The 21267-nt window shown below is 50.3% G+C and carries 17 protein-coding genes; 11 read left to right on the forward strand and 6 right to left on the reverse strand.

What is annotated here, in order from left to right; genetic code table 11:
- The 3 genes from IE092_RS00580 to dapC all read right to left on the reverse strand — a co-directional run bounded on the left by IE092_RS00580 (position 1) and on the right by dapC (position 3273).
- Complete coding sequence (locus tag IE092_RS00580) at positions 1 to 1116, reverse strand: PilT/PilU family type 4a pilus ATPase (protein ID WP_229792956.1); 1116 nt, start codon at positions 1114 to 1116, stop codon at positions 1 to 3.
- A gap of 66 nt (positions 1117 to 1182) precedes the next feature.
- Entirely contained in the window at positions 1183 to 2010 is an 828-nt protein-coding gene (gene dapD, locus IE092_RS00585; protein WP_189355076.1) for a 2,3,4,5-tetrahydropyridine-2,6-dicarboxylate N-succinyltransferase, read from the reverse strand.
- Between the two features lie 42 nt (positions 2011 to 2052).
- The gene (dapC, locus tag IE092_RS00590; RefSeq protein WP_189355077.1) at positions 2053 to 3273 is read right to left on the reverse strand and encodes a succinyldiaminopimelate transaminase; all 1221 of its coding nucleotides are present in this window, start codon (positions 3271 to 3273) and stop codon (positions 2053 to 2055) included.
- Positions 3274 to 3605: 332 nt separating this feature from the next.
- On the opposite strand from dapC, the gene smc reads away from it, so the two are divergent.
- The 10 genes from smc to IE092_RS00640 all read left to right on the forward strand — a co-directional run bounded on the left by smc (position 3606) and on the right by IE092_RS00640 (position 15970).
- Positions 3606 to 7130 (forward strand): chromosome segregation protein SMC, encoded by a 3525-nt coding sequence (gene smc, locus IE092_RS00595; RefSeq protein ID WP_189355078.1) that lies wholly within the window; start codon positions 3606 to 3608, stop codon positions 7128 to 7130.
- The gene (locus IE092_RS00600) at positions 7127 to 8266 is read left to right on the forward strand and encodes a cell division protein ZipA C-terminal FtsZ-binding domain-containing protein (RefSeq protein ID WP_189355079.1); all 1140 of its coding nucleotides are present in this window, start codon (positions 7127 to 7129) and stop codon (positions 8264 to 8266) included. The genes smc and IE092_RS00600 overlap by 4 nt, the downstream gene beginning before the upstream one ends.
- A 6-nt stretch (positions 8267 to 8272) precedes the next feature.
- Complete coding sequence (ligA, locus tag IE092_RS00605; protein ID WP_189355080.1) at positions 8273 to 10324, forward strand: NAD-dependent DNA ligase LigA; 2052 nt, start codon at positions 8273 to 8275, stop codon at positions 10322 to 10324.
- A 1-nt stretch (position 10325) separates the two neighbouring features.
- Positions 10326 to 11204: a UTP--glucose-1-phosphate uridylyltransferase GalU gene (gene galU, locus IE092_RS00610; protein ID WP_189355081.1), complete on the forward strand. Its 879-nt coding sequence runs from the start codon at positions 10326 to 10328 to the stop codon at positions 11202 to 11204.
- A 204-nt stretch (positions 11205 to 11408) separates the two neighbouring features.
- A complete protein-coding gene (locus IE092_RS18665) occupies positions 11409 to 12365 on the forward strand; it encodes an RHS repeat domain-containing protein (RefSeq protein ID WP_229792957.1) in 957 nt (318 codons plus the stop codon).
- A gap of 177 nt (positions 12366 to 12542) precedes the next feature.
- The gene (locus IE092_RS00620) at positions 12543 to 12821 is read left to right on the forward strand and encodes a hypothetical protein (RefSeq protein WP_189355082.1); all 279 of its coding nucleotides are present in this window, start codon (positions 12543 to 12545) and stop codon (positions 12819 to 12821) included.
- 525 nt (positions 12822 to 13346) lie between these two features.
- The gene (locus IE092_RS00625; protein ID WP_189355083.1) at positions 13347 to 13484 is read left to right on the forward strand and encodes a hypothetical protein; all 138 of its coding nucleotides are present in this window, start codon (positions 13347 to 13349) and stop codon (positions 13482 to 13484) included.
- Positions 13485 to 13697: 213 nt separating this feature from the next.
- A complete protein-coding gene (locus IE092_RS00630) occupies positions 13698 to 14345 on the forward strand; it encodes an SEL1-like repeat protein (protein WP_189355084.1) in 648 nt (215 codons plus the stop codon).
- Positions 14346 to 14971: 626 nt separating this feature from the next.
- On the forward strand, positions 14972 to 15373 hold the full coding sequence (locus IE092_RS00635; protein ID WP_189355085.1) for a hypothetical protein: 402 nt from the start codon (positions 14972 to 14974) through the stop codon (positions 15371 to 15373).
- 183 nt (positions 15374 to 15556) lie between these two features.
- Entirely contained in the window at positions 15557 to 15970 is a 414-nt protein-coding gene (locus IE092_RS00640) for a hypothetical protein (RefSeq protein ID WP_189355086.1), read from the forward strand.
- Positions 15971 to 16025: 55 nt separating this feature from the next.
- On the opposite strand, the gene IE092_RS00645 is transcribed toward IE092_RS00640, so the two are convergent.
- From IE092_RS00645 to map, 3 genes are read right to left on the reverse strand one after another with little or no spacing between them, the layout of a single operon-like run.
- On the reverse strand, positions 16026 to 16772 hold the full coding sequence (locus IE092_RS00645) for a pseudouridine synthase (protein WP_189355087.1): 747 nt from the start codon (positions 16770 to 16772) through the stop codon (positions 16026 to 16028).
- 6 nt (positions 16773 to 16778) lie between these two features.
- Positions 16779 to 19334 carry a [protein-PII] uridylyltransferase gene (locus tag IE092_RS00650; protein WP_189355088.1) on the reverse strand — a complete coding sequence of 852 codons (2556 nt, stop codon included), beginning with the start codon at positions 19332 to 19334 and terminating at the stop codon, positions 16779 to 16781.
- Between the two features lie 15 nt (positions 19335 to 19349).
- Positions 19350 to 20159 carry a type I methionyl aminopeptidase gene (gene map, locus IE092_RS00655; RefSeq protein WP_189355737.1) on the reverse strand — a complete coding sequence of 270 codons (810 nt, stop codon included), beginning with the start codon at positions 20157 to 20159 and terminating at the stop codon, positions 19350 to 19352.
- Positions 20160 to 20417: 258 nt separating this feature from the next.
- On the opposite strand from map, the gene rpsB reads away from it, so the two are divergent.
- A complete protein-coding gene (gene rpsB / locus IE092_RS00660) occupies positions 20418 to 21164 on the forward strand; it encodes a 30S ribosomal protein S2 (RefSeq protein ID WP_189355089.1) in 747 nt (248 codons plus the stop codon).
- The last annotated feature ends 103 nt before the right edge of the window (positions 21165 to 21267 follow it).

The following is a 21267-nucleotide window of genomic DNA, read 5'->3' on the forward strand; positions in this document are numbered from 1 at the left end:
TTATAAATTCAGGGTAAATTCCGTGAAGGACGCTTCTTCACGTTTTTCTTCCGGTTCGGGTTCCGGCGCAGGTGCAGCAGCAGGGCTGATTTCATTATTCAGCAGCCACAGCAGGTTATTTGCCGAGTCAGCATTTGCCAGACCTTCTTCTTTAGAAATCAGGCCTTCGGTAATCAGATGGAAAAGTGCTTTTTCGAAAGTCTGCGAGCCGGGCGACAGCGATTTTTCAATTGCCTCGCGAATTGCAAAAATGTCGCCTTTTTCAATCAGTTCAGACACATAGCGGGTATTCAGCATGACTTCCACCGCCGGGCAACGGCCACCGTTGACGGCTTTAATCAGACGCTGCGAAATGACGGCGCGAATCGATGAAGCCAGATCCAGCAGCAATGCTGTACGGTTTTCCATCGGGAAGAAGCTGATAATCCGGTTCAGCGCCTGATAACTGTTATTCGCGTGCAGGGTTGCCAGCACCAGATGGCCGGACTGTGCATAGGCGATTGCAGCCATCATGGTTTCCAGATCGCGGATTTCGCCGATCAGAATGCAGTCAGGAGCCTGACGCAGCGAATTTTTCAGAGCGGTTTTCAGGCTTTCAGAATCAGTACCGATCTCACGCTGGTTCACGATAGAACGCTTACTGCGGAACAGAAATTCTATCGGGTCTTCCAGTGTCAGGATATGACCGGTTTTAGTTTCGTTACGGTGATCCAGCATGGAAGCGATGGTGGTGGATTTACCGGAACCGGTAGAACCCACGACCAGAATCAGGCCACGCTTTTCCATAATCAGCTCACTGAGCACCGGTGGCAGGTTCAGTGTGTTGATATTCGGAATATCGCCCGGCACATAGCGGAATACCGCTGAGATTGTGCCGCGCTGTCGGAAAGCAGATAAACGGAAGCGGCCCAGCCCGGGTACGCCAATACCGATGTTCAGTTCATTCTCACGCTCCAGACGCTCAAGATCTTCCTGCTCGACGACTTCTGCCAGCATTGCCATGATGTTTGCATGGTCCATGCGTTGCTGATTCACAGGAATCAGATTGCCATTGATCTTGATGTGTACCGGAGAGTTAATTGCAAAGAACATGTCTGACGCATGTTTGTCTTTCATGAGCTGAAACAGCCGCTCCATTGCTCCCATATGGATTCCCTTTAAAAACGATCGTTATACGCAGATTCAGGCGCCGCGCAGCAGTTCGTTAATGCTTGTTTTTGAACGTGTCTGCGCGTCTACACGCTTCACGATAACAGCACAGTACAGGCTGTGGGAACCATCAGCAGACGGGAGGCTGCCGGAAACAACAACAGAACCCGCCGGAACGCGACCGTAGCTGACTTCGCCGGTAGCGCGATCGTAGATTTTTGTCGACTGACCGATGTAGACGCCCATCGAAATCACGGAGTTTTCTTCCACGATTACGCCTTCAACGATTTCAGAACGTGCACCGATGAAGCAGTTGTCTTCAATGATGGTCGGGTTCGCTTGCATAGGCTCCAGAACACCACCGATACCAACGCCGCCGGATAAATGAACATTTTTACCGATCTGCGCGCAGGAGCCGACGGTTGCCCATGTGTCAACCATCGCGCCTTCGTCCACATAGGCACCGATATTCACATAAGAAGGCATCAGCACCACATTCTTGCCAATGAAGCTGCCGCGACGTGCAACGGCAGGTGGTACAACGCGGAAACCACCACGTGCGAAATCTTCCGCAGTGTAGTTTGCGAATTTGGTCGGCACTTTGTCAAAGAATTGCATGTGCTCGCCGGATGGCATAGTGATGTTGTCTTCCAGACGGAAAGACAGCAACACAGCTTTCTTTACCCACTGGTTAACATGCCAGCTGCCATCGATTTTTTGTGCAACACGCAGGGTGCCTGCATCCAGTTCTGCCAGCACATGGCTGACAGCATCGCGGAGTTCTGCAGGAGCCGATTTCGGAGAAAACTCGGTACGTTTTTCCCACGCCTGATCAATGATTTGTTGCAGTTGCTGAGTCATGATTGTTCACTTAATCAAATTAACAAAAAGGCATTCCTGTCTTCAGGATTGCAGTTCTTTACAGAATGCGACGATGCGTTGTGCCGCTTCGAGACATTCCTCCACTTCGGCCACCAGTGCCATCCGGATACGGTTGGCGCCCGGGTTAATGCCGTGGGCATCGCGGGCAAGATAGCTGCCCGGCAAAACAGTGACGTGATAGCGTTCGTATAGGGCACGTGCAAATTCTGTGTCAGAAATGCCGCCCAGATGATTGACTTTCGCCCATAAATAAAATGCAGCATCCGGTAGCTGAACATCCAGCACTTCGGCCAGCAGTGGCGTGATTTTTTCGAATTTACTGCGATACTGCGCGCGGTTTTCCAGTACGTGCTGTTCGTCCTGCCAGGCCACAACAGAAGCGGCCTGCACCATAGGATTCATCGCGCTGCCGTGGTATGTACGATACAACAGGAACTGGCGAATAATCTCTGCATCACCGGCAACAAAACCCGAACGTAATCCGGGAACATTGGAGCGTTTGGACAGGCTGGACAGCATAATCAGCCGGCTGTAATCGCGGCCCAGCAAGCGTGCTGCCTGCAAGCCACCTAGCGGCGCTTCGTCTTTAAAGTAAATTTCGGAATAGCATTCGTCTGATGCAATCACAAAGCCGTAGCGATCAGACAGTGCAAATAATTCTTCCCAGTCTTTCAGTGTCAGTACTGCACCGGTCGGATTGCCGGGAGAGCAAACAAACAGCAATTGCACGCGCTGCCAGACGGATTCCGGAACCTGACTGTAATCCGGCGCATAGTTGCGGGCCGGATCAGCATTCACAAAGTACGGCTCCGCACCGGATAAATACGCTGCACCTTCGTAAATCTGGTAAAACGGGTTCGGACACATCACCAGTGGTGGACCGTTTTCAGCAACTTGCGGATTGATAATTGTCTGCGCCAGCGAAAACAGTGCTTCGCGTGAGCCGTTGACCGGCAGGATTTCTGTCGCGAAATCAGGTGCAGGTATGCTGTAGCGGTTTGCCATCCAGCCGGCGATACTTTTGCGCAACGCTTCCGATCCTGCTGTCAGAGGATAGGCGGATAAGGTCTGCAGGCTGTTGCACAGCGCATCTTTAATCAGTTGCGGAGCAGGGTGACGCGGCTCACCAATGCCCAGGCTGATCGGGGTATATGCAGGATTCGGCGTGACACCGGCAAACAATCGTTTCAGTTTTTCAAACGGATAGGGCTGTAATTTGGACAGATATGGGTGAAAAGTCATATGGGCATGCGCGTTCAAAGGCGCTGTAACATTGAAGCCGTATAGTTTCCGCCGGTCGGAGCAATGTGTCCGAAAGACAGGTTTTACTCAGGAGCGGACATATTATATCCTTTGCCTCATTCTGCGTAGACTGGGGTTGTCGCGTAATTCGGAGAATAAATGCGTGAAAAACCGGCAAAAATCCTGAATGTTGGTGAAATTCTAAGCGTTCCGGATCAACAAGCTGCGTTCTGAATGGTATGATGCGACCCTGACCGGTGACTGTCAGCAACATTGCCGGAGATGGCGTCAATCAGCGCTGGATGTAACCTCTAACGATAATAAAGTACTAAGTGCGATTAACCTCAATTAAATTGTCGGGATTTAAATCGTTTGTCGATCCCACACATTTTCAAGTTCCCGGACAGCTGGTGGGGGTGGTCGGGCCGAACGGCTGCGGCAAATCCAATATCATCGATGCTGTTCGCTGGGTGCTGGGTGAGTCAAAAGCTTCCGAACTGCGTGGTGAATCCATGCAGGACGTTATTTTTAACGGATCCACGCACCGCAAACCTGCCGGTCGCGCGTCCGTCGAACTGGTATTTGATAACAGCCTCGGTAAGGCTGCCGGGCAATGGGGCCAGTACGCAGAGATTGCCGTGAAACGTACGCTGACACGTGACGGCACTTCGAGTTACTTTATTAACGGTCAGGCAGTTCGCCGCCGCGATATTCAGGATATTTTCCTTGGTACAGGTCTTGGTCCGCGTGCTTACGCGATTATTGGTCAGGGCATGATTTCGCGCATTATTGAAGCACGTCCGGAAGAGTTACGTATTTTCCTGGAAGAAGCTGCCGGCGTGTCACGCTATAAAGAACGTCGCCGTGAAACTGAAAACCGTATTCATGACACCACAGAAAATCTGGTGCGTGTCGAAGATATTCTGCGTGAACTGAACAATAATCTTGAGAAGCTGGAAGCGCAGGCTGTGGTCGCTACCAAGTACCACGAGCTGATGGCAGATCAGGAAGAAAAACAAAAATTATTGTGGCTGCTGCGCCGTAATGAGGCTGCAGCTGAACAGAAAAAACATTTCGCTGAAATCGAGAAAACCCAGCTGGAACTGGAGGCGCAAACTGCACAGCTGCGCCACATCGAGCTGGAACTGGAGCAAATGCGCCAGACCCATTATGCGGTCGGCGATCGTATGCATCAGGCCCAAGGACATTTGTATCAGACCAATGCGGAAATCGGTAGTCTTGAGGCACAGATCCGGTTTGTGATCGAATCCCGTACCCGTTTGCAAAATCAGATTCAGACCTTAAAAGCGCAGCGTGAACAATGGCTGAGCCAGCAACGTGATTTGCAGGATGCACTGCGTGATGCAGAAGCTGAAGTGGAAGAGCTGGCAATGCGGACCGAACAGGCCGCAGAAATGACGCAGCAACATCAGGATGAAATCCCGGACCTTGAAAAAGCCTGGCGTGATGCGCAGTCACAATCGACAGAGTCACGCGCGCGGATTATGCAATTGCAACAGCAGATTGAGCTGGAATCCGCTCAGCAACGCAATGCGAATCAGATTCTGAACAGCCTTGCTGCGCGTAAAGAGCGCTTGCAACAGGAAAAACACGGACTGAGTAAGCCGGATTCGGCACATCTGGATAACCTGAATTTTCAGCTGGAAGAGAAAAAGCAAATTCTTGAAGAGCTGCAATTTCAGTCTGAAGACGCTGCAGCAAAACTGCCGGAGATGGAAGTGCAGCGCCGTCAGGCACAAGAGCAAGTCAGTAAAGATACCGCGGAGCTTGCACAGCTGGAAGCGCGTTTGCAGACGCTGAAGCAACTGCAGGAAAAGGTCGCGTCTCAGGGTAAGGTGCAGCCCTGGTTGGCAAAACACGAGTTATCCGGTTTGCCTAAGCTCTGGCAGAAAATTCAGATTGAATCTGGTTGGGAATCTGCGCTGGAATCCGTGCTGCGTGAACGTACATCCGCACTGGAAATGTCCAATCTGGACTGGGCAAAAGCATTTTTTCAGGATGCTCCGCCAGCAAAGCTGGCCATTTACAGCCCGCAGATCTTCTCCGAACAAACACAGTCAGTTGGGGGATTTAAACCGTTTTTATCTTTGCTGCAAGTCAATGAAGCAGGTGTCCGCAGCTTGTTGCAGGACTGGCTGCACAATGTCTTTATTGCGGAAGATTTACATACGGCATTTGTTGACCGTACACAGTTACCACCGGGGGCGATGCTGATTACCCGGCAGGGTCATATGATCACCCGTTCCGGCGTGCGCTTTTATGCAGCGGATTCCGAGCAGGAAGGAATGCTGGGGCGTCAGCAGGAAATCGACAATCTGGGTAAGCAGCTGCGTGCAAAGCAAATGCTGGCTGAGGAAACGCGTGCAGCAGCGGTACGGCTGGATGCTGCATGTACGCAACTGAATCAGCAACTGCAGGAGTTAAGGCAAAAAACATCTTCGCTGACGCAGGCTTGTCATCAGTTGCAAATTGAAACGATGAAGCTGGCAGAGGTGCAGGAACGCTATAACCAGCGCAGTCAGCAAATCGGAACAGATCTCAGCGAGATTGCAGCGCAGGAAGCAGAGCAGCAACAGGCGCTGGCTGAATCGGAACAGCGCTTTGAAATGCTTGATATCGAACTGGCTGAATTGCAGGAAGCGCACGAAGCAGGGCAGACGACGTATCTGGAGCGCGAGGCACGTTTGAATCAGGCGAGACAGCAATTGCGTGAGCTGGAATTGTCTGCGCAGGAAGCGGCGTTTGCGGAAAAATCGCACCGCGCACGGATGGAAGAAATCCGTCGTAATATTCAGACAGCGGAAGAGCAGGCAGAGCAATTGTTCCACAGTGTTGAACAAGGACAGCTGGAACTGGAAACCATGACGGACGAAACGGCGCAGGATGGATTGCAGGATTTGCTCGATCGCCGTACCGAACAGGAAAAAGCGCTGGCCAATGCACGTCACGAACTCGATCAGATTTCGCTTTCTTTGCGCCATTGTGAAGATTCAAAAAATCAGATTGAGCGTAACCTGCAGCCTCAGCGTGACCGGATTATGGAATTGCAGCTGAAAGAGCAGGCAGCGCGTCTCTCGCAGGAACAATATGACGAGCAGCTGCGTAATTTCCAGGTGGATGAGTCGCAACTCGTTGAAAAACTGCATGCTGATCTGAAACCTTCTTACCTGCAAGGCGAAGTGACTCGTCTGGGCAATGCGATTGCAGCACTTGGCGCAGTCAATCTGGCCGCGCTGGATGAACTGGCACAGGCAAAAGAACGTAAGACTTTCCTCGATGCGCAGCATGCGGATCTGACTGCGGCGATTACGACGCTACAGGATGCGATTCAGAAAATTGATATGGAAACGCGCGAATTGTTGCAGGCGACCTTTGATAAAGTGAACCAGCAATTCGGCGAATTGTTCCCGACTTTATTTGGTGGTGGTCAGGCAAAACTGACCATGACCGGTGATGAAATTCTGGATGCCGGTGTGCAAGTGATGGCACAGCCTCCGGGTAAGAAAAATGCAACGATTCATTTGTTGTCAGGTGGTGAAAAAGCGCTGACAGCAACCGCACTGGTATTTGCGATGTTCCAGCTGAATCCCGCACCTTTCTGCTTGCTGGATGAGGTGGATGCACCGTTGGATGATGCAAACACGGAGCGCTTCTGCCGTATGGTGCAGCGCATGTCGTCAAATACTCAGTTTTTATTTATCTCCCACAATAAGATTGCAATGGAAATGGCGCAGCAACTGATCGGCGTGACCATGCAAGAGCAGGGGGTTTCCCGTATTGTGGCGGTGGACATGGAAGCCGCCGCGAATTTTGCGACAGAGGTTCAAGCAGCATGACTGACTTACAGTTAAGTTTATTTGGTATCGGTGGCACACTGGTTGTAGGTTTGTTCGCCTATAACCGCTGGCAGGAATATAAAGCCAGAAAGACTGTTGATACAGCATTTGGTGATGGCGATGATGATGTTTTGCTCAAGTCAGATCAGACAGAGGTAAGGCAGGAGCCGTCTTTGGATGAACCCGCGGATCAGCAACCGACCCGGCAAAAAAAGGCAGAAGCTGTATCTGCCTCGGAAGTGAGTGCGCCAGTAGCTACAGACGGCGATTCAGACATCCCAGAAGACGGTAATGGTGATGCGGAGGAAATTGCCGCTCCCGCCGTTCAGCCCGCAGTGAAGAAGGATTTGCCGGTTGATGAATTAATCGACTGTGTTGTGCCGCTGGAATTCGATCATCCCGTTAAAGGTGAAAAAATTCTGCAGGAATTGCATGATTTACGTTACGTTGGCAAAAAGCCGGTTCACTTTATCGGTATTACGGCTGACGGTGATAAAGATCTGATTTCTGTTGCGCATGCTTACACCACCGTACTGGCAGGTATTCGTACGGTCAGCCGCAGCGGCCCGTTGAATGAACTGGAATATTCAGAGTTCGTGATGAAGCTGCGTGCAGCAGCTGACAATCTTGGCGCACATCCTGATGTGCCGGATATGAGTCGCGTGATTAACAACGCCAGAGAGTTGCAACAGTTTGTGGCCGAACACGATGCGCAGCTCAGCGTGAATGTGATCACAACTGGCGCGCCATGGGCATTGCATACCTTACTTGCAGCGCTGGAAAAAATGGGTTTCGACCAGCGTCCTGATGGTCGACTGATGATGCCTGACGGCGATGGTGGCTCTTTGTTTACCTTGTCGCTGAATACTGAGGTCAGTGATACACAGACTGTGAAACTGACGCTGTTGCTGGATGTGCCGTGCGTTACACCGGCACGCGATGCATTCGGTGCAATGACGGCATGCGCAAAATCGCTGGCTGCCCGCCTGAACGGCGTGGTGGTTGATGATGGTCATCACCGCATTCCTGACACATCACTGGAAGAAATCGCACAGCAGGTGCAGGAATTTTACGCAGCGATGGAAGAAGCGCAGATTCCAGCCGGTTCGCCGCGTGCCTTGCGTCTGTTCAGCTGATTTTTTATGCAAGAAGATTTGTTTAGTAATGCAGCAGTGCAGGAAGATGCTGTAAAAGTCCGCGCAGAAGAATTGCGCGGCTTATTGCATCGTTACGGGCATGCCTATTATGTGCTGGACGCACCTTTGGTGCCGGATAGTGAATACGACCGGTTGTTCCGTGAGTTGCAGGACATTGAACAGCAGTTTCCGGATCTGAAAACAGCCGATTCGCCGACGCATCGTGTTGGTGGTGCGCCTTTGCCGGAATTCTCTCAGGTAGAGCACGGTATTCCGATGTTGTCGCTGAATAATGCGTTTGAGGCTGAAGAAGTTCAGGCATTTGATCAGCGGATTCGCGAAGGTCTGGAGCTAAGCCACGATGTACAGTATTCCGTTGATCTGAAGTTCGACGGTCTTGCGATGAATCTTCGTTATATCAACGGAGTCCTGACGCAGGCTGCGACGCGCGGTGATGGTTATACCGGTGAAGATGTCACGGAAAATATCCGGACGATACGCTGTATTCCGTTGCGTTTGCGTACGAACACGCCGCCTGCAGTGCTGGATGTACGTGGCGAAGTCCTGATGTATAAAGCGGATTTTCAGAAGCTGAACCAGCGCCAGCGTGATCTTGGTGCGAAAGAATTTGCCAATCCGCGCAATGCTGCTGCAGGCAGCTTACGTCAGCTGGATCCTAAAATTGCTGCTCAGCGAAATTTACGTTTTTTTGCGTATGGTCTGGGCGTGCTGGAAGGTGCAGAAAAACCGGAAGGGCATCAGGCCCTGATGTCCTGGTTTAAATCACTTGGTTTGCCTGTTTGCGATGAAGGGGCACTGGTCTCCGGTGCTGAAGGCTTGCTGGCCCGCTATGAGTCCGTTGCAGCGAAACGCGATGCATTGCCTTATGAAATTGACGGCATCGTTTATAAAGTTGATCGCTTCGCATTTCAGGATCAGCTGGGTTTTGTTTCGCGTGCGCCGCGCTTTGCGATTGCACACAAATTTCCGGCACAGGAAGCCTTAACCAAAGTTCTTGCAATTGACGTACAGGTCGGCCGGACCGGCGCGATAACGCCGGTTGCCCGACTGGAGCCTGTATTTGTCGGCGGTGTCACCGTGACCAATGCAACGCTGCACAATGAAGAAGAAGTGCAACGCAAAGATGTCCGGATCGGTGATACGGTGATTGTGCGCCGCGCCGGTGATGTGATTCCCGAAGTGGTCGGCAGCGTCGCAGAGCGCAGACCGGCAGATGCGCAGGTATTCGTGATGCCGCAATCCTGTCCCGTTTGCGGTTCTGCGATTTCGAAGCCTGAGGGTGAAGCGGTGGCGCGTTGTAGCGGTGGTGCGATCAAATGTAAGGCGCAACGCAAAGGTGCGCTGAACCATTTCGTGTCCCGCAAAGCAATGAATGTTGAGGGACTGGGCGAACAACTGATCGAACAGCTGGTTGAAAAACAAATCATTACCACGCCGGCAGATTTGTACAAGCTGGGTCTGAGTTCTCTGGTAGCGCTGGATCGTATGGCAGAAAAGTCGGCTGGCAATATCCTGACGGCGCTGGAGCAATCAAAGCAAACGACATTCGCACGTTTCATTTACTCGCTTGGTATCCGTCACGTTGGTGAATCCACCGCAAAAGATCTTGCGCAATCATTTGGCAATATTGATTCCCTGATGGCTGCCACTGAAGAAGCGTTGCTGCAGGTGAATGATGTCGGTCCGGTCGTTGCAAAATCCGTTCGCGAATATTTTGCGGATACGCTGAACTGTGAAATGGTCAGCCAATTGATTGCGGCAGGGATACAGTTGCCGGCACAGGCTGAACGCAGCGCGGCAGATTTGCCGCTGGCAGGGCTGACTTTTGTGCTGACTGGAACCCTGCCGACGATGGGGCGCGATCAGGCGAAAGAACTGATTGAGTCAAAAGGTGGAAAAGTTTCGGGATCTGTATCAAAGAAGACGCATTACCTGGTTGCAGGTGAGGATGCGGGTAGTAAATTAACGAAGGCGAAAGAATTAGCTGTCAATATTTTGGATGAAGTTGGATTGTTGAATTTATGCTCAAGGAATTGAAATGAGAAAAATTAGAAAAGCTGTATTTCCTGTTGCTGGCTTAGGCAGCCGCTTTTTACCGGCGACCAAAGCGCAACCGAAGGAAATGTTACCTATCGTTGATAAGCCATTGATTCAGTATGCCGTAGAAGAAGCGGTAGAAGCTGGTATCACGGAAATGGTATTCATTACCGGGCGCAATAAACGTGCGATTGAAGATCACTTCGATAAAGCTTATGAGTTAGAAAGCGAACTTGAAGCGGCAGGCAAAGAAGCACTGCTGGACATGGTCAGGAACGTGATTCCTAAAAATGTTAACTGTATTTATATTCGTCAGCCAGCGGCGCTGGGTCTGGGGCATGCGGTGCTGTGCGCCCGTCCGGTGATTGGTGATGATCCGTTTGCAGTATTGTTGGCGGATGATCTGATGGATGCAGACACTGGCTATAAATCGGTGATTGCGCAAATGGCAGATGTCTACGAACGTGAAGGCGGCAGCATCGTAGCGGTGCAGGATGTCCCGCGTGAATTCACCAAGCAGTACGGTATTGTCAGCGGTGCACCATATCAGGATCGACTGGAAAAAGTGCGCGGCATTATTGAGAAACCGAAACCGGAAGATGCGCCATCTACGCTGGCAGTTGTCGGACGTTACATTCTGTCAGGTCGTATTTTCTCCTATCTGGAAAATCTCGGTAAAGGTTCCGGTGGCGAAATTCAGCTGACTGACGGAATTGCCGCAATGCTGCAGGATTTCCCGGTCTACGCCTACCGTGCAGCGGCAACGCGTTACGATTGCGGTTCCAAGCTGGGCTACCTGAAAGCCAGTGTGGCACTGGGTCTGAAGCATAAAGAAACCAGCGAAGAGTTCGCTGAGTACTTGCGCTCTGTGAAGCTGTAATCTGGCTTGCCCCTGATGTAGCCTGGCTGATCGCCGGGCCGGTTTAATTCTGAAATGCGCTGTTTTCCATTATGGAAACAGCGCATTTTTTATGCGTGCGAAACGGCGTAGTAAGGTTCGCAGACCAGTACCTGTCAGAACCGCTCGGATGGCAAAACGATTTGCGATGCCAACGGACAGTAAGTCGAAGTTCAGGGCAATAACGTGACGGTCAAAACTTACTGGCCAGCGAATCTGGGGGTAGAAATTGATCGTGTGGCAGGCGGAACAGAACTGAACTGGACACACACAGACCGGCTGGACAGCGTTATTGGGATCACGGACAGCTGGGGCAAGCGACGTACGCTGAATGGTGCGCCGGTGAACGGTACGCCGACGCCGGACAATCTGGACGGCGTGACGGATAACAAAGGCTTCACGGGTCATGAGATGCTGGATCAGCTGGATCTGGTGCATATGAACGGAAGGATATACGATCCGCTGGTAGCGAGGATGATGAGTGCAGACCCATACATACAGGATCCGCTGAGCAGTAAGAGTTACAACCGTTACACGTATGTGTGGAACAATCCGACTAATCTCACGGATCCTACCGGCTGCTCGGCGATGGCGGCTTCGACTTCACAGTATGCTGACAAGGACGGCAATTGTGATAAGCGCTGTCAACAACTGGAAGATGATCTCGAACGTGAGAGTCTTAGAATAAATCCATTTGGGAAAGGAGTGCAGTCGAATAGTCGTAGTGCAGACAACACAGGTGGAGCAGGTGCGGCAAACAGTGTAGGTGGAAAAGTAGTAAGAAGTCCGGACTATCTTCGTGCGCTCGTTCCTGGTGAAATTCAATGGGATGATGCTCGTACTGATTTTGTAAATGGTCATTATGGCGGAGCGGCTCTGCATACAGGCTTGATGGTTGGTGAGCAGGTATTAACCGTCCTGACGTTTGGCAAATATCAAGGAGCAAGGGCGGCTGCACAAACTACGACCGTCTTTGCGGAAAATGTTTTAGCACAAGGGGCGAAAAAACTACCGGCTTTAAGGCGAGCCTATGTGAATGAAGTACGGGCGCTTGAAGACGTCGCATTTGAATGCAAGAGCAGCGGGCGCTACTCCAGAATCTGTTGCTCGGATGGTTCATCAACTGCGTCGGGAATTGGGTGAACGATACAAAAATTTAACGCCAGCGGATAAACTGAAGGGAATCTACACAAGAAATCTTGAAAGATATGGCGATAAACTCGGACCATCTGTTGATTGGTTGCGAGCTCGTGGTAAAAGTTGGGAACAGATTATTGAGTCTGCTTCTCGCCCTGGTGGCAAAGATTTAGGGTTCTAAAAATGAGTAAAGAACAGAAGACGATTAACCTTGGTGACGAGTTTGATGATGCTCTTAGAGAAATGCTTCGGATAGTTCTTCTAAAGAATCAGGCTGTCGGTGTTGATAAATTATGGGGAGTTGGTGGTTCTCAGGAAATCGAAGTGCTACAGGTTAGATTGGGAGATGAGTTGGTTACGATAGAATCGGAAACATATATTGGACTCACCATCTCCGGAGAAAAATCTCTTGTGGAGAAAATAGCGAAAGAGGTAAATATAGAACGAGGCTCTTCTCACTAACGCCGTATGGAATGGTTCAGAAGCGGTAAAACCCAATCACCGCCAAGACCATCAAACCGCATGTCACACGCCTTGCGATCCGTGCAGAATAATTGACCAGGCGCACGGGGCAAGACGTGCGCCAAGCTAGCGCTAATCGTTCTCGATGCTCGCGGCTTCGATGAGCAACACGACCTAAATGGAGAGAACGAAAGCGCGCTCATTCTTCGCTTGCACCCGCACGGTGTCGGCAGTCAGAAAAGAGCAACGAAAGAGCACAGCCCTTACGGGATAAATCTCGGTGGAACTGCGCTACGCCGTTAGTCAGATGGTACGCAAGAGCAGCAACACCACGATAAAAAGCCATCGTCGCCATGCTCAAAACCCTGCGTTCGCATTCTGCCAGCGCAAAACAAAAACAAACAAGAGCAGAAGTTGATTACGGCGCGTGCTCCTTTGTCGCATGCCGCTGCGCTTCGCCAGTAGTCAAGCGCAGTAAGGCGTATCCCCGGCCTCGTAAGGCGCATTGCAATACGCCGAATGGGAATGACCGAGTTGCTGCAAAAAAAACGTAAAACGGCGGTTGGTTCTGACATATGTGCAAATATCGTCATTTCCATTTTCCGCGAACCGAGACTTTCCGCCGACGACAGCGGGGTTGCTGTGCTGAACACTGCATTTTGATATTAAAATAATAAAATACCAAGGTTCGGCGTATTGCAATACGCCTTACGGGCTTGTTCTTGCTGGTGGGCTACTACAGCCAGCTCAGGCCGTATCACCATAACGGTGGTTTGGCACGGCAATACCCAACATCTTCACTCAGATGCCATGGCGAACGTTTGGATCGGATGGCGCTGTCGTTGCACAAACACCAACCCCACCAGGTAGATAATCATGCTAAAGAAAACGATCGTCTTATCATTGCTGCTTTTGATCGTAGCTGTCCTCGCCGGGTACTATTTTGGGACAGAAAGATGTCAAGATCAATCGGAGTACGATTACAGTCCTTACTGCGTCAAATGTTATAAGCAAAGCGCTGAAAATGGCGACGCAGGTTCAGCGTACAACTTAGCTCTGTATTTTGAAGGGCGCGACGCAGCAACGTCTAATAACTGGGTACGCATCGCGGCTGAACGTGGCGAGATGAGGGCCGTATCGCGAGTATTGGCAGAATGCGGTGACGGAAAGCAGTTTTCATCTCAATACGCAGAAAAAATTCAATCCAATGCAGTCAATAAAGACTCGCGTGCCAACGCACTTGATGCGATGTATTTTTATCTTGGCGGCTCTTGTGGTCCTGTGAATATAGAGCAAGCAAGAAGCTTCTATATTGAGAATGCTGATGACGATTTGAAATTATGTCCTGTAGCGTTGAAATATGGGGAAGTTGTTCAATTGGAAAAAACAAAAGATGCTGATAAAAAAAATGCGTTAGAACTACTACAGAAATGCTTGCATAAGGCAGATCCCGATAGCGTTACATTTCAGGAGGCATCGAAACTCTTGAGTTCTATACGTACGACGACATCTTCAAATAAATGACGTAGTTGCGGCAAACAGTGGAACCACTGGCGCAGCAAACGGTAATGGAGGGCAAAAGGCTGAAGCGGGTGGATGCAATCCTGGAATTCAGTGCGTTACGATAACCGGGTCTCTTCCTCCTGCTTCAGACCCGACGCAGGTGTTTCTTGTCTATACACCGACCGCTGGAGGGAGTACAACCTTTGGCTACCATATGTTCGTTAAGGTAGTTGGAGCAGATAGGGCTCCCTTTTTAATTCGCGCTGGACCATCGCCAAGGCGCCATGATGAGCCGTCAATGAGTAGAGTTAGCGGCGATGCAACTGGAACTGTTGATAGAACTAAGCAAGCTGGCTACGGAAATATTAGGGTCGACTTCGGAGAAACTGCTCGGCGATCAGACGCAAGTGATCGGCTCTTTCAGCAATACGTGGGCAATGTAGATATGACAGTTAGTCAAGCTGCAGCTGCTTTGACTAGCTTTGGAACCGCAGTTAATAATGCGTAGATTCCGTATATTCCAACAAGCCAAAAAGCAATGCGTTTGCTACTCAATCCGTGCAATCGCTGGGCTTGCCCCGTCCCATTCCGGCGGAAACGGCCGTTGGACACGATACGGTTTTGCCAGTTCCTAGACAGCACAAAAAATGAAAATTAAATATATTTTAATTGCAGGCTTGATCGTTACCTTCCTATTTCTTGGGGTGGTTTTTATGGGAAAGTCCGACTCGCAAAAAGGTGAAGTTACACAGTGTAGTCCCCAAGCGATCGGGGTGATGAACCTCATCGATCTTGGGGCGGACTACCACTTTGTTCTGGCTCGCCTAAATGAACTGCGCCTTACTTATTCTGTTTGGAAGGACGGACTTGAAGTGTTCCCATTGCCAAATTCCCAAGCTCCAGCTGGGCCGCTTGAAATCCTCATCACCATGGACGATAAGAAGACCTTCGGTTTTTTTGTTGGAAAGCGAAACCATATTGTTCTTGATGTAGATGTATCGAAAAAGGTTATTGGACGACGTTGCAATATCGTTCTCACCGGGCCGTGAATTTCGGCATGCGGAGGGGATTTCGGTACGACGTCATAGGCAACAGACGCGGCAAATACTGCAGGAGCATCGAAGGACGAACAAACGGGGCAGACCGGCGCTTGAAACACCAGCACGATGCATAGGCTCCCGATCTTGAAAAAGAGAAAGCCGCTAGGGCGGTAATCATCCCCTTCTTAATGGATGGCAGAAGTAGAAGACAGGGTTTTTAAAATGCAGGCCTGTTTCGCATGGAAACAGTCATCAATAATTACAATTCGCTTGCTTGGCTACGCAACAGAAGGCAGCAGTGAGAAGCCGGAATCAAAGTCGGCTTATGATGTCGTCGCAATTGTTGCCTTCACCAGATGTTTAAACGGGTTTGCGGGACGGGGGTGCTTCTACAGATCCGTAACTGGTGCTATTTCAGGCAGAAAAGCCCGTAAATGCGGATTTTTGCATAGCAGTTCGCTTGTCGTCGGCAGAAAGTCCGGGCCTTGGAAAGTGCATGATGACGATCTTTGCACAATGCTTGCGCTGGTCAAAATAAAAAGCACTGCTTTCCGACCGGAAAAACAGTGCTTTTGTAAATTGCCTTGTACGGGACGATTGCTGTGACTGACTCCCTAATCCGTTCAGGCAGCATTAATGTGCATTTGCAAGAATGAGAGCGTCAGAATTGCTCATCATCGCGCAGATAGCGCCATTGACCTTCGGGTAAATTGCCCAGGCGGACATTGCCGATTCTGACCCGTTTCAGGCCAGTGACTTTCAAACCGACCATGTCGCACATGCGGCGAATCTGGCGCTTTCTGCCTTCTTTCAGAATGAAGCGGAGCTGATCATCGTTTTGCCACGTTACTTTTGCTGGCAACAGTTTTTTGCCGTCCATCATCAGACCGTGATTTAAGCGTTGCAGATCTGCGTCCGGCAGTTTGCCCGCTTTGGTGTAGCGGACGCGAACCAGATATTCTTTCTCGATTTCCGTTGTTTCACCGATCAGTTTTTTGGCGACACGGCCATCCTGTGTCAGCACCAGCAGTCCCACGGAATCAATATCCAGGCGTCCGGCCGGTACCAGGCTTTTTAACTGATCACGATGAAATTTCATCGGTGATTTGTCTTCTTCCCAGCGGTTTTCCGGCTTGATCAGTACGACTGCAGGCTGGTAGCCATCTTCAGCCTGTCCGCTGACGTAACCGACCGGTTTGTTAATCAGAATCGTGGCTTTGCGCGATTGTTCTGCCGAGGCTTGTTTTTCAATCGTGATTTTCTGGCTGGGCAATACTTTGCTGCCAAGTTCGGAAACGACCTTGCCATCTACTTTTACCCAGCCTTTGGCGATCCACTCATCGGCTTCTCTGCGTGAGCTTAAACCCAGTTCAGACATGCGTTTTGAGAGTCGGACTAATTCATTCATATTTGTTTAATTAATTTTAAGTGCTTCAAGTAATTCAGTTTCAAACTGGATTTGTGTCTTTGGTGCCTGCAATGCTGCGCCATCAATAATAAATACGTCCTCAACACGCTCGCCCAGTGTCATCACTTTTGCGGTGTGCAGGTTGATTTTGTATTTCGCCAGCAGATTGGCGACCGCATACAGTAAGCCGTTTCTGTCATTTGCAGTAATCGATAACAGGAAATAGCGACCACGCTCATCGGGGCGCAGATCCACACTCGGGGTAACCGGGAAGTGACGCGATAAACGCGAGAGCCTGCCGGGGTTCGGTGCTGACAGGGGAGCCTGACGAATCAGTGCATCGGTTAATTCATGCTCAATCAAGGTGATGATGTCGCGGTATTGCTGAGCAAAATTCGGCTCGATAATCAGGAAAGAGTCCAGCGCGTAGCCGTTTTTGCAGGTGTGAATTTTGGCGTCAAGAATGCTGAAATTTTTTCCGTCAAAATAATTGCAGATACGTGCAAACAAATCCGGCTGATCTTTCAGGTATGCAGTCACCTGCAAGCCTTCGCCGATCGGTGCCAGACGACATTTAACGACCGGTGTTTCAGACCGTGTTTTATCGTGCAGCACACGGGTTTGCCACGCGATGTCGTTTGCATCGTGGCGCAGGAAGTAAGCGACATCGAGCTGCTTCCAGAATTCCTGATGGGCATCGTGCGGCAATCCGGCCAGACGCAGTGCTTTCAGGGCATCTTCCTGACGGTTACGCAGTTCGCGGTCTTTGGTCGGCATTTCTCCGCCCAGTGCGCGCAGCGTCATCTTGTATAAGTCTTCGAGCAGTTTGCCTTTCCATGCATTCCAGACCTTCGGGCTGGTGCCACGAATATCGCAGACTGTCAGTAAATACAATGCTGTCAGATGGCGTTCGTCTTTGACCCGTTCCGCAAATGCCTGAATCACATCAGGATCAGATAAATCCTGTTTCTGGGCAACTTGCGACATGGTCAGATGATTTTGCACCAGGAAAATCACCAGTTCAGTATTTTTGCGGTTCAGCCCGTGGTCGTAACAGAATTTACGTGCATCGGCCATACCGAGCTCTGAGTGGTCGCCGCCGCGACCTTTGGCGATATCGTGAAACAGTGCTGCGACATATAAAACCCATGGCTCATCAAAATCTGCCATCAGCTGGCTGCAGAACGGATATTCATGCGCATGTTCTGCCAGCGTAAAGCGGCGCAAATTCCGCACGACCATCAGGATATGCTGATCGACCGTATAAGCATGAAACAGATCGTGCTGCATTTGTCCGACAATCCGGCGGAAATTAGGCAGGTAGCGTCCCAGAATGCTCATCTGATTCATGCGTCGCAACGCATGTGTGATGCCACGCGGCGACTGAATCAGTTTTAAGAATAAAGCACGGTGAAAAATATTATGGCGGTACTCTGCATCAATTTTTACGCGGGCATGCCAGAGTGCACGCAGGGTGCGCGCTGTCATGCCTTTTAATTCGCTGTGCTGCGCCATCACCAGAAAGACTTCGAGCAGCGTTTCGGGATGCTGTTCAAACGTATCATCTTCCACGATGTCGATTAAGCCGTTCACTTCATTGAAATGCGGATGAATCGAACGGGGCGTGGTATCGCGCGGGAACAGTACCGCCTCGATATTTTGCAAGAGAATCTGATTCAGCTGCGTAACGGATTTTGCAGCCCAGTAATAGCGCTGCATCAGATATTCACTGGCGCGACGCGACTCTGTTGTATGAAAACCGAGTGACTCTGCAATGGGTGTCTGGACATCAAATACCAGACGGTCTTCGCGCCGTTTTGTGTGCGTATGCAGACGGATACGGATATCTTTAAAGGCACGTTCGTTGCGCTTCAACTGGCGGGCTTCGGTATCGGTGATCAGGCCACGAACTGCCAGTTCATGCCATGAATTACCAAGGTTGGCGGCTTTTGCTACCCATAAAATGACTTGCAAATCCCGCAGTCCGCCCGGGCTTTCTTTGCAGTTCGGTTCCAGACTGTAAGGTGTGTCCTCATATTTAACATGCCGCTGCTGCATTTCCAGAAGCTTTTCCTCGAAAAACTTTTGCGGATTCATGGCGTCGGCGTAGCGCTGTTGCAGATCACGGAACAGTTTGCGGCTGCCGCAGATATAGCGCGCTTCCAGCATGCTGGTCTGAATCGTGATATCCGTCGCTGCTTCGCTCAGGCATTCTTCGATTGTCCGTACACTGTGTCCGATGTCGAGCCCGATATCCCACAGTGACTGGATCAGATTTTCCAGTTTGCCGGCAGTGGTTTTGTCCGGACTGGCTGGCAGTAAAATCAGAACGTCAACGTCTGAATGCGGAAACAGCTCACCACGGCCATAACCGCCGACGGCGATCAGAGCGATATCCGAGGGGAATTCGCTCTGTTTCCAGATTTGCTGCAAAGTTTGATCAACATTTTTGCAGAGCTTTTCCAGTAGTGCATCCGGACGCGACCGCAGCGTATATCCGCTAATGGCTTCCTGTTGCGCGCGCCGGAGATTATCTCTGAGCAAAATAATATTGTTGACCATGGTAGCTTTCGTAACTTATTTCAGTGTGATGAAATCCGGCAGAGCAGGGTAGCCATCTGACATCGTCAGTACTTCGAAACCATCTTCTGTGACGACGATGGTATGTTCCCATTGTGCCGACAGGCTGCGGTCTTTGGTTTTTACTGTCCAGCCATCCGGCATGGTTTTGATGTCGCGCTTACCGGCATTGATCATCGGTTCAATGGTGAAGATCATGCCAGCTTCCAGTTTTTCCATGGTGCCGGGTTTGCCGTAATGCATCACTTGCGGCGCCTCGTGGAAAATCTTGCCGATGCCATGACCGCAGAATTCACGCACAACGCTGTATCCGGCTTTTTCAGCGTGTTGCTGAATGGCGAAGCCGATATCACCAAGATGTACGCCGGGCTTCACTTTGGCGATCCCGATCCACAGACATTCATAAGTAATTTGAGAAAGCCGTTTCGCCAGAATGGATGTATTGCCAACATGGAACATGCGGCTGGTATCGCCGTGATAACCGTCTTTGATGACAGTGACGTCAATATTGACGACGTCGCCGTCTTTCAGTGCTTTGTCATTCGGAATGCCATGGCAAATGACATCATTCACCGAAGTGCAGACGGATTTCGGATACGGCGTATAGCCCGGCGGACAGTAATTTAACGGTGCAGGTACCGTACCCTGAACATTCACCATGTAGTCATGGCACAGTTTGTCGAGTTCGGCTGTTGTGATGCCGGGTTTGACGAAAGGGGTGATGTAATCGAGAACTTCTGAGGCGAGACGACCGGCGACGCGCATGCCTGCGATGTCTTCGGCGGTTTTAATGGTGATTGATTCCATGCTGATAACAATTGATCCGACCACGCTGGTACGGGTTTTTAAAAGTATCATTATAGACGAGCCGGTGCCAACCACCTATGCGAAGCGATTACAATGCTTGAGTATTACTCTGTTTTCGTAGTAGAATCGATGGTTAGCTTGAATTGTGATTGTCATTCTCGCGAAACAAATTTTCTGTTTAATCATCGAATCTGGTCAAAAAGGGTGTCCGTCAGCGGATAACTGACCGGGTTCAAGACCTAACCCTGGAGATATTAAATGTCCGTAACAATGCGTGAAATGCTGGAAGCAGGCGTCCACTTTGGTCACCAAACCCGTTTCTGGAACCCGAAAATGGCACCGTTCATTTTTGGTCACCGCAACAAGATTCACATCATCAACCTGGAAAAAACTCTGGGTATGTATCAGGAAGCGATGAAGTTCATTCGTCAGCTCTCCGCTAACCGTGGCACAGTTCTGCTGGTTGGTACTAAGCGTCAATCCCGTGACATCATCTCCGGTGAAGCTCAGCGTGCAGGCATGCCTTTCGTTGATCAGCGCTGGTTGGGTGGTATGCTGACTAACTTCAAAACTGTGAAATCTTCTATCAAACGCCTGAAAGATATGGAAGTGGCGATGGAAGACGGTACAGTTGAAAAAATGTCCAAAAAAGAAGCGCTGATGTTCCAGCGTGAAATGGAAAAACTGCAAAAATCCATCGGCGGTATCAAGGATATGGGCGGTATTCCTGACGCAATTTTCGTTGTTGACGTTGGCTACCACAAAGGTGCTGTTACTGAAGCAGCGAAACTGGGCATCCCTGTGATTGGTGTTGTTGATACCAACCACTCTCCTGAAGGTGTTGCATACGTTATCCCTGGTAACGATGACTCTTCTAAAGCAATCGCTCTGTACGCACGTGGTGTTGCTGATGCGATTCTGGAAGGCCGTGCTAATGCAGTTAACGAAGTTCTGGAAGCTGTAAAACCAGACGCAGAAGAATTCGTTGAAGTAGAACAGGCTTAATTGTTTTTGTAATCCGTCCGGCGTCAGCCGGATAAAAATCGGGGCTACTTAAGGTCGCCCCTTTTTTTAACCAAAATTTGATTCTGGCACGGTTTGTGTCACT

Origin of the sequence: Cognatundibacterium squillarum (assembly GCF_014652435.1) — a bacterium.
GTDB classification, from domain to species: domain Bacteria; phylum Pseudomonadota; class Gammaproteobacteria; order Burkholderiales; family Burkholderiaceae_D; genus Undibacterium; species Undibacterium squillarum.

Excerpts from the sequence above, each read along its gene's own strand:
- IE092_RS00580 (WP_229792956.1), bottom strand. The coding sequence starts at position 1,116 with ATGAAAGACAAACATGCGTCAGACATGTTCTTTGCAATTAACTCTCCG.
- dapD (WP_189355076.1), bottom strand. The coding sequence starts at position 2,010 with ATGACTCAGCAACTGCAACAAATCATTGATCAGGCGTGGGAAAAACGT.
- dapC (WP_189355077.1), bottom strand. The coding sequence starts at position 3,273 with ATGACTTTTCACCCATATCTGTCCAAATTACAGCCCTATCCGTTTGAA.
- IE092_RS00600 (WP_189355079.1), top strand. The coding sequence starts at position 7,127 with ATGACTGACTTACAGTTAAGTTTATTTGGTATCGGTGGCACACTGGTT.
- ligA (WP_189355080.1), top strand. The coding sequence starts at position 8,273 with ATGCAAGAAGATTTGTTTAGTAATGCAGCAGTGCAGGAAGATGCTGTA.
- galU (WP_189355081.1), top strand. The coding sequence starts at position 10,326 with ATGAGAAAAATTAGAAAAGCTGTATTTCCTGTTGCTGGCTTAGGCAGC.
- IE092_RS00620 (WP_189355082.1), top strand. The coding sequence starts at position 12,543 with ATGAGTAAAGAACAGAAGACGATTAACCTTGGTGACGAGTTTGATGAT.
- IE092_RS00625 (WP_189355083.1), top strand. The coding sequence starts at position 13,347 with ATGACCGAGTTGCTGCAAAAAAAACGTAAAACGGCGGTTGGTTCTGAC.
- IE092_RS00630 (WP_189355084.1), top strand. The coding sequence starts at position 13,698 with ATGCTAAAGAAAACGATCGTCTTATCATTGCTGCTTTTGATCGTAGCT.
- IE092_RS00635 (WP_189355085.1), top strand. The coding sequence starts at position 14,972 with ATGAAAATTAAATATATTTTAATTGCAGGCTTGATCGTTACCTTCCTA.
- IE092_RS00640 (WP_189355086.1), top strand. The coding sequence starts at position 15,557 with ATGGCAGAAGTAGAAGACAGGGTTTTTAAAATGCAGGCCTGTTTCGCA.
- IE092_RS00645 (WP_189355087.1), bottom strand. The coding sequence starts at position 16,772 with ATGAATGAATTAGTCCGACTCTCAAAACGCATGTCTGAACTGGGTTTA.
- IE092_RS00650 (WP_189355088.1), bottom strand. The coding sequence starts at position 19,334 with ATGGTCAACAATATTATTTTGCTCAGAGATAATCTCCGGCGCGCGCAA.
- map (WP_189355737.1), bottom strand. The coding sequence starts at position 20,159 with ATGGAATCAATCACCATTAAAACCGCCGAAGACATCGCAGGCATGCGC.
- rpsB (WP_189355089.1), top strand. The coding sequence starts at position 20,418 with ATGTCCGTAACAATGCGTGAAATGCTGGAAGCAGGCGTCCACTTTGGT.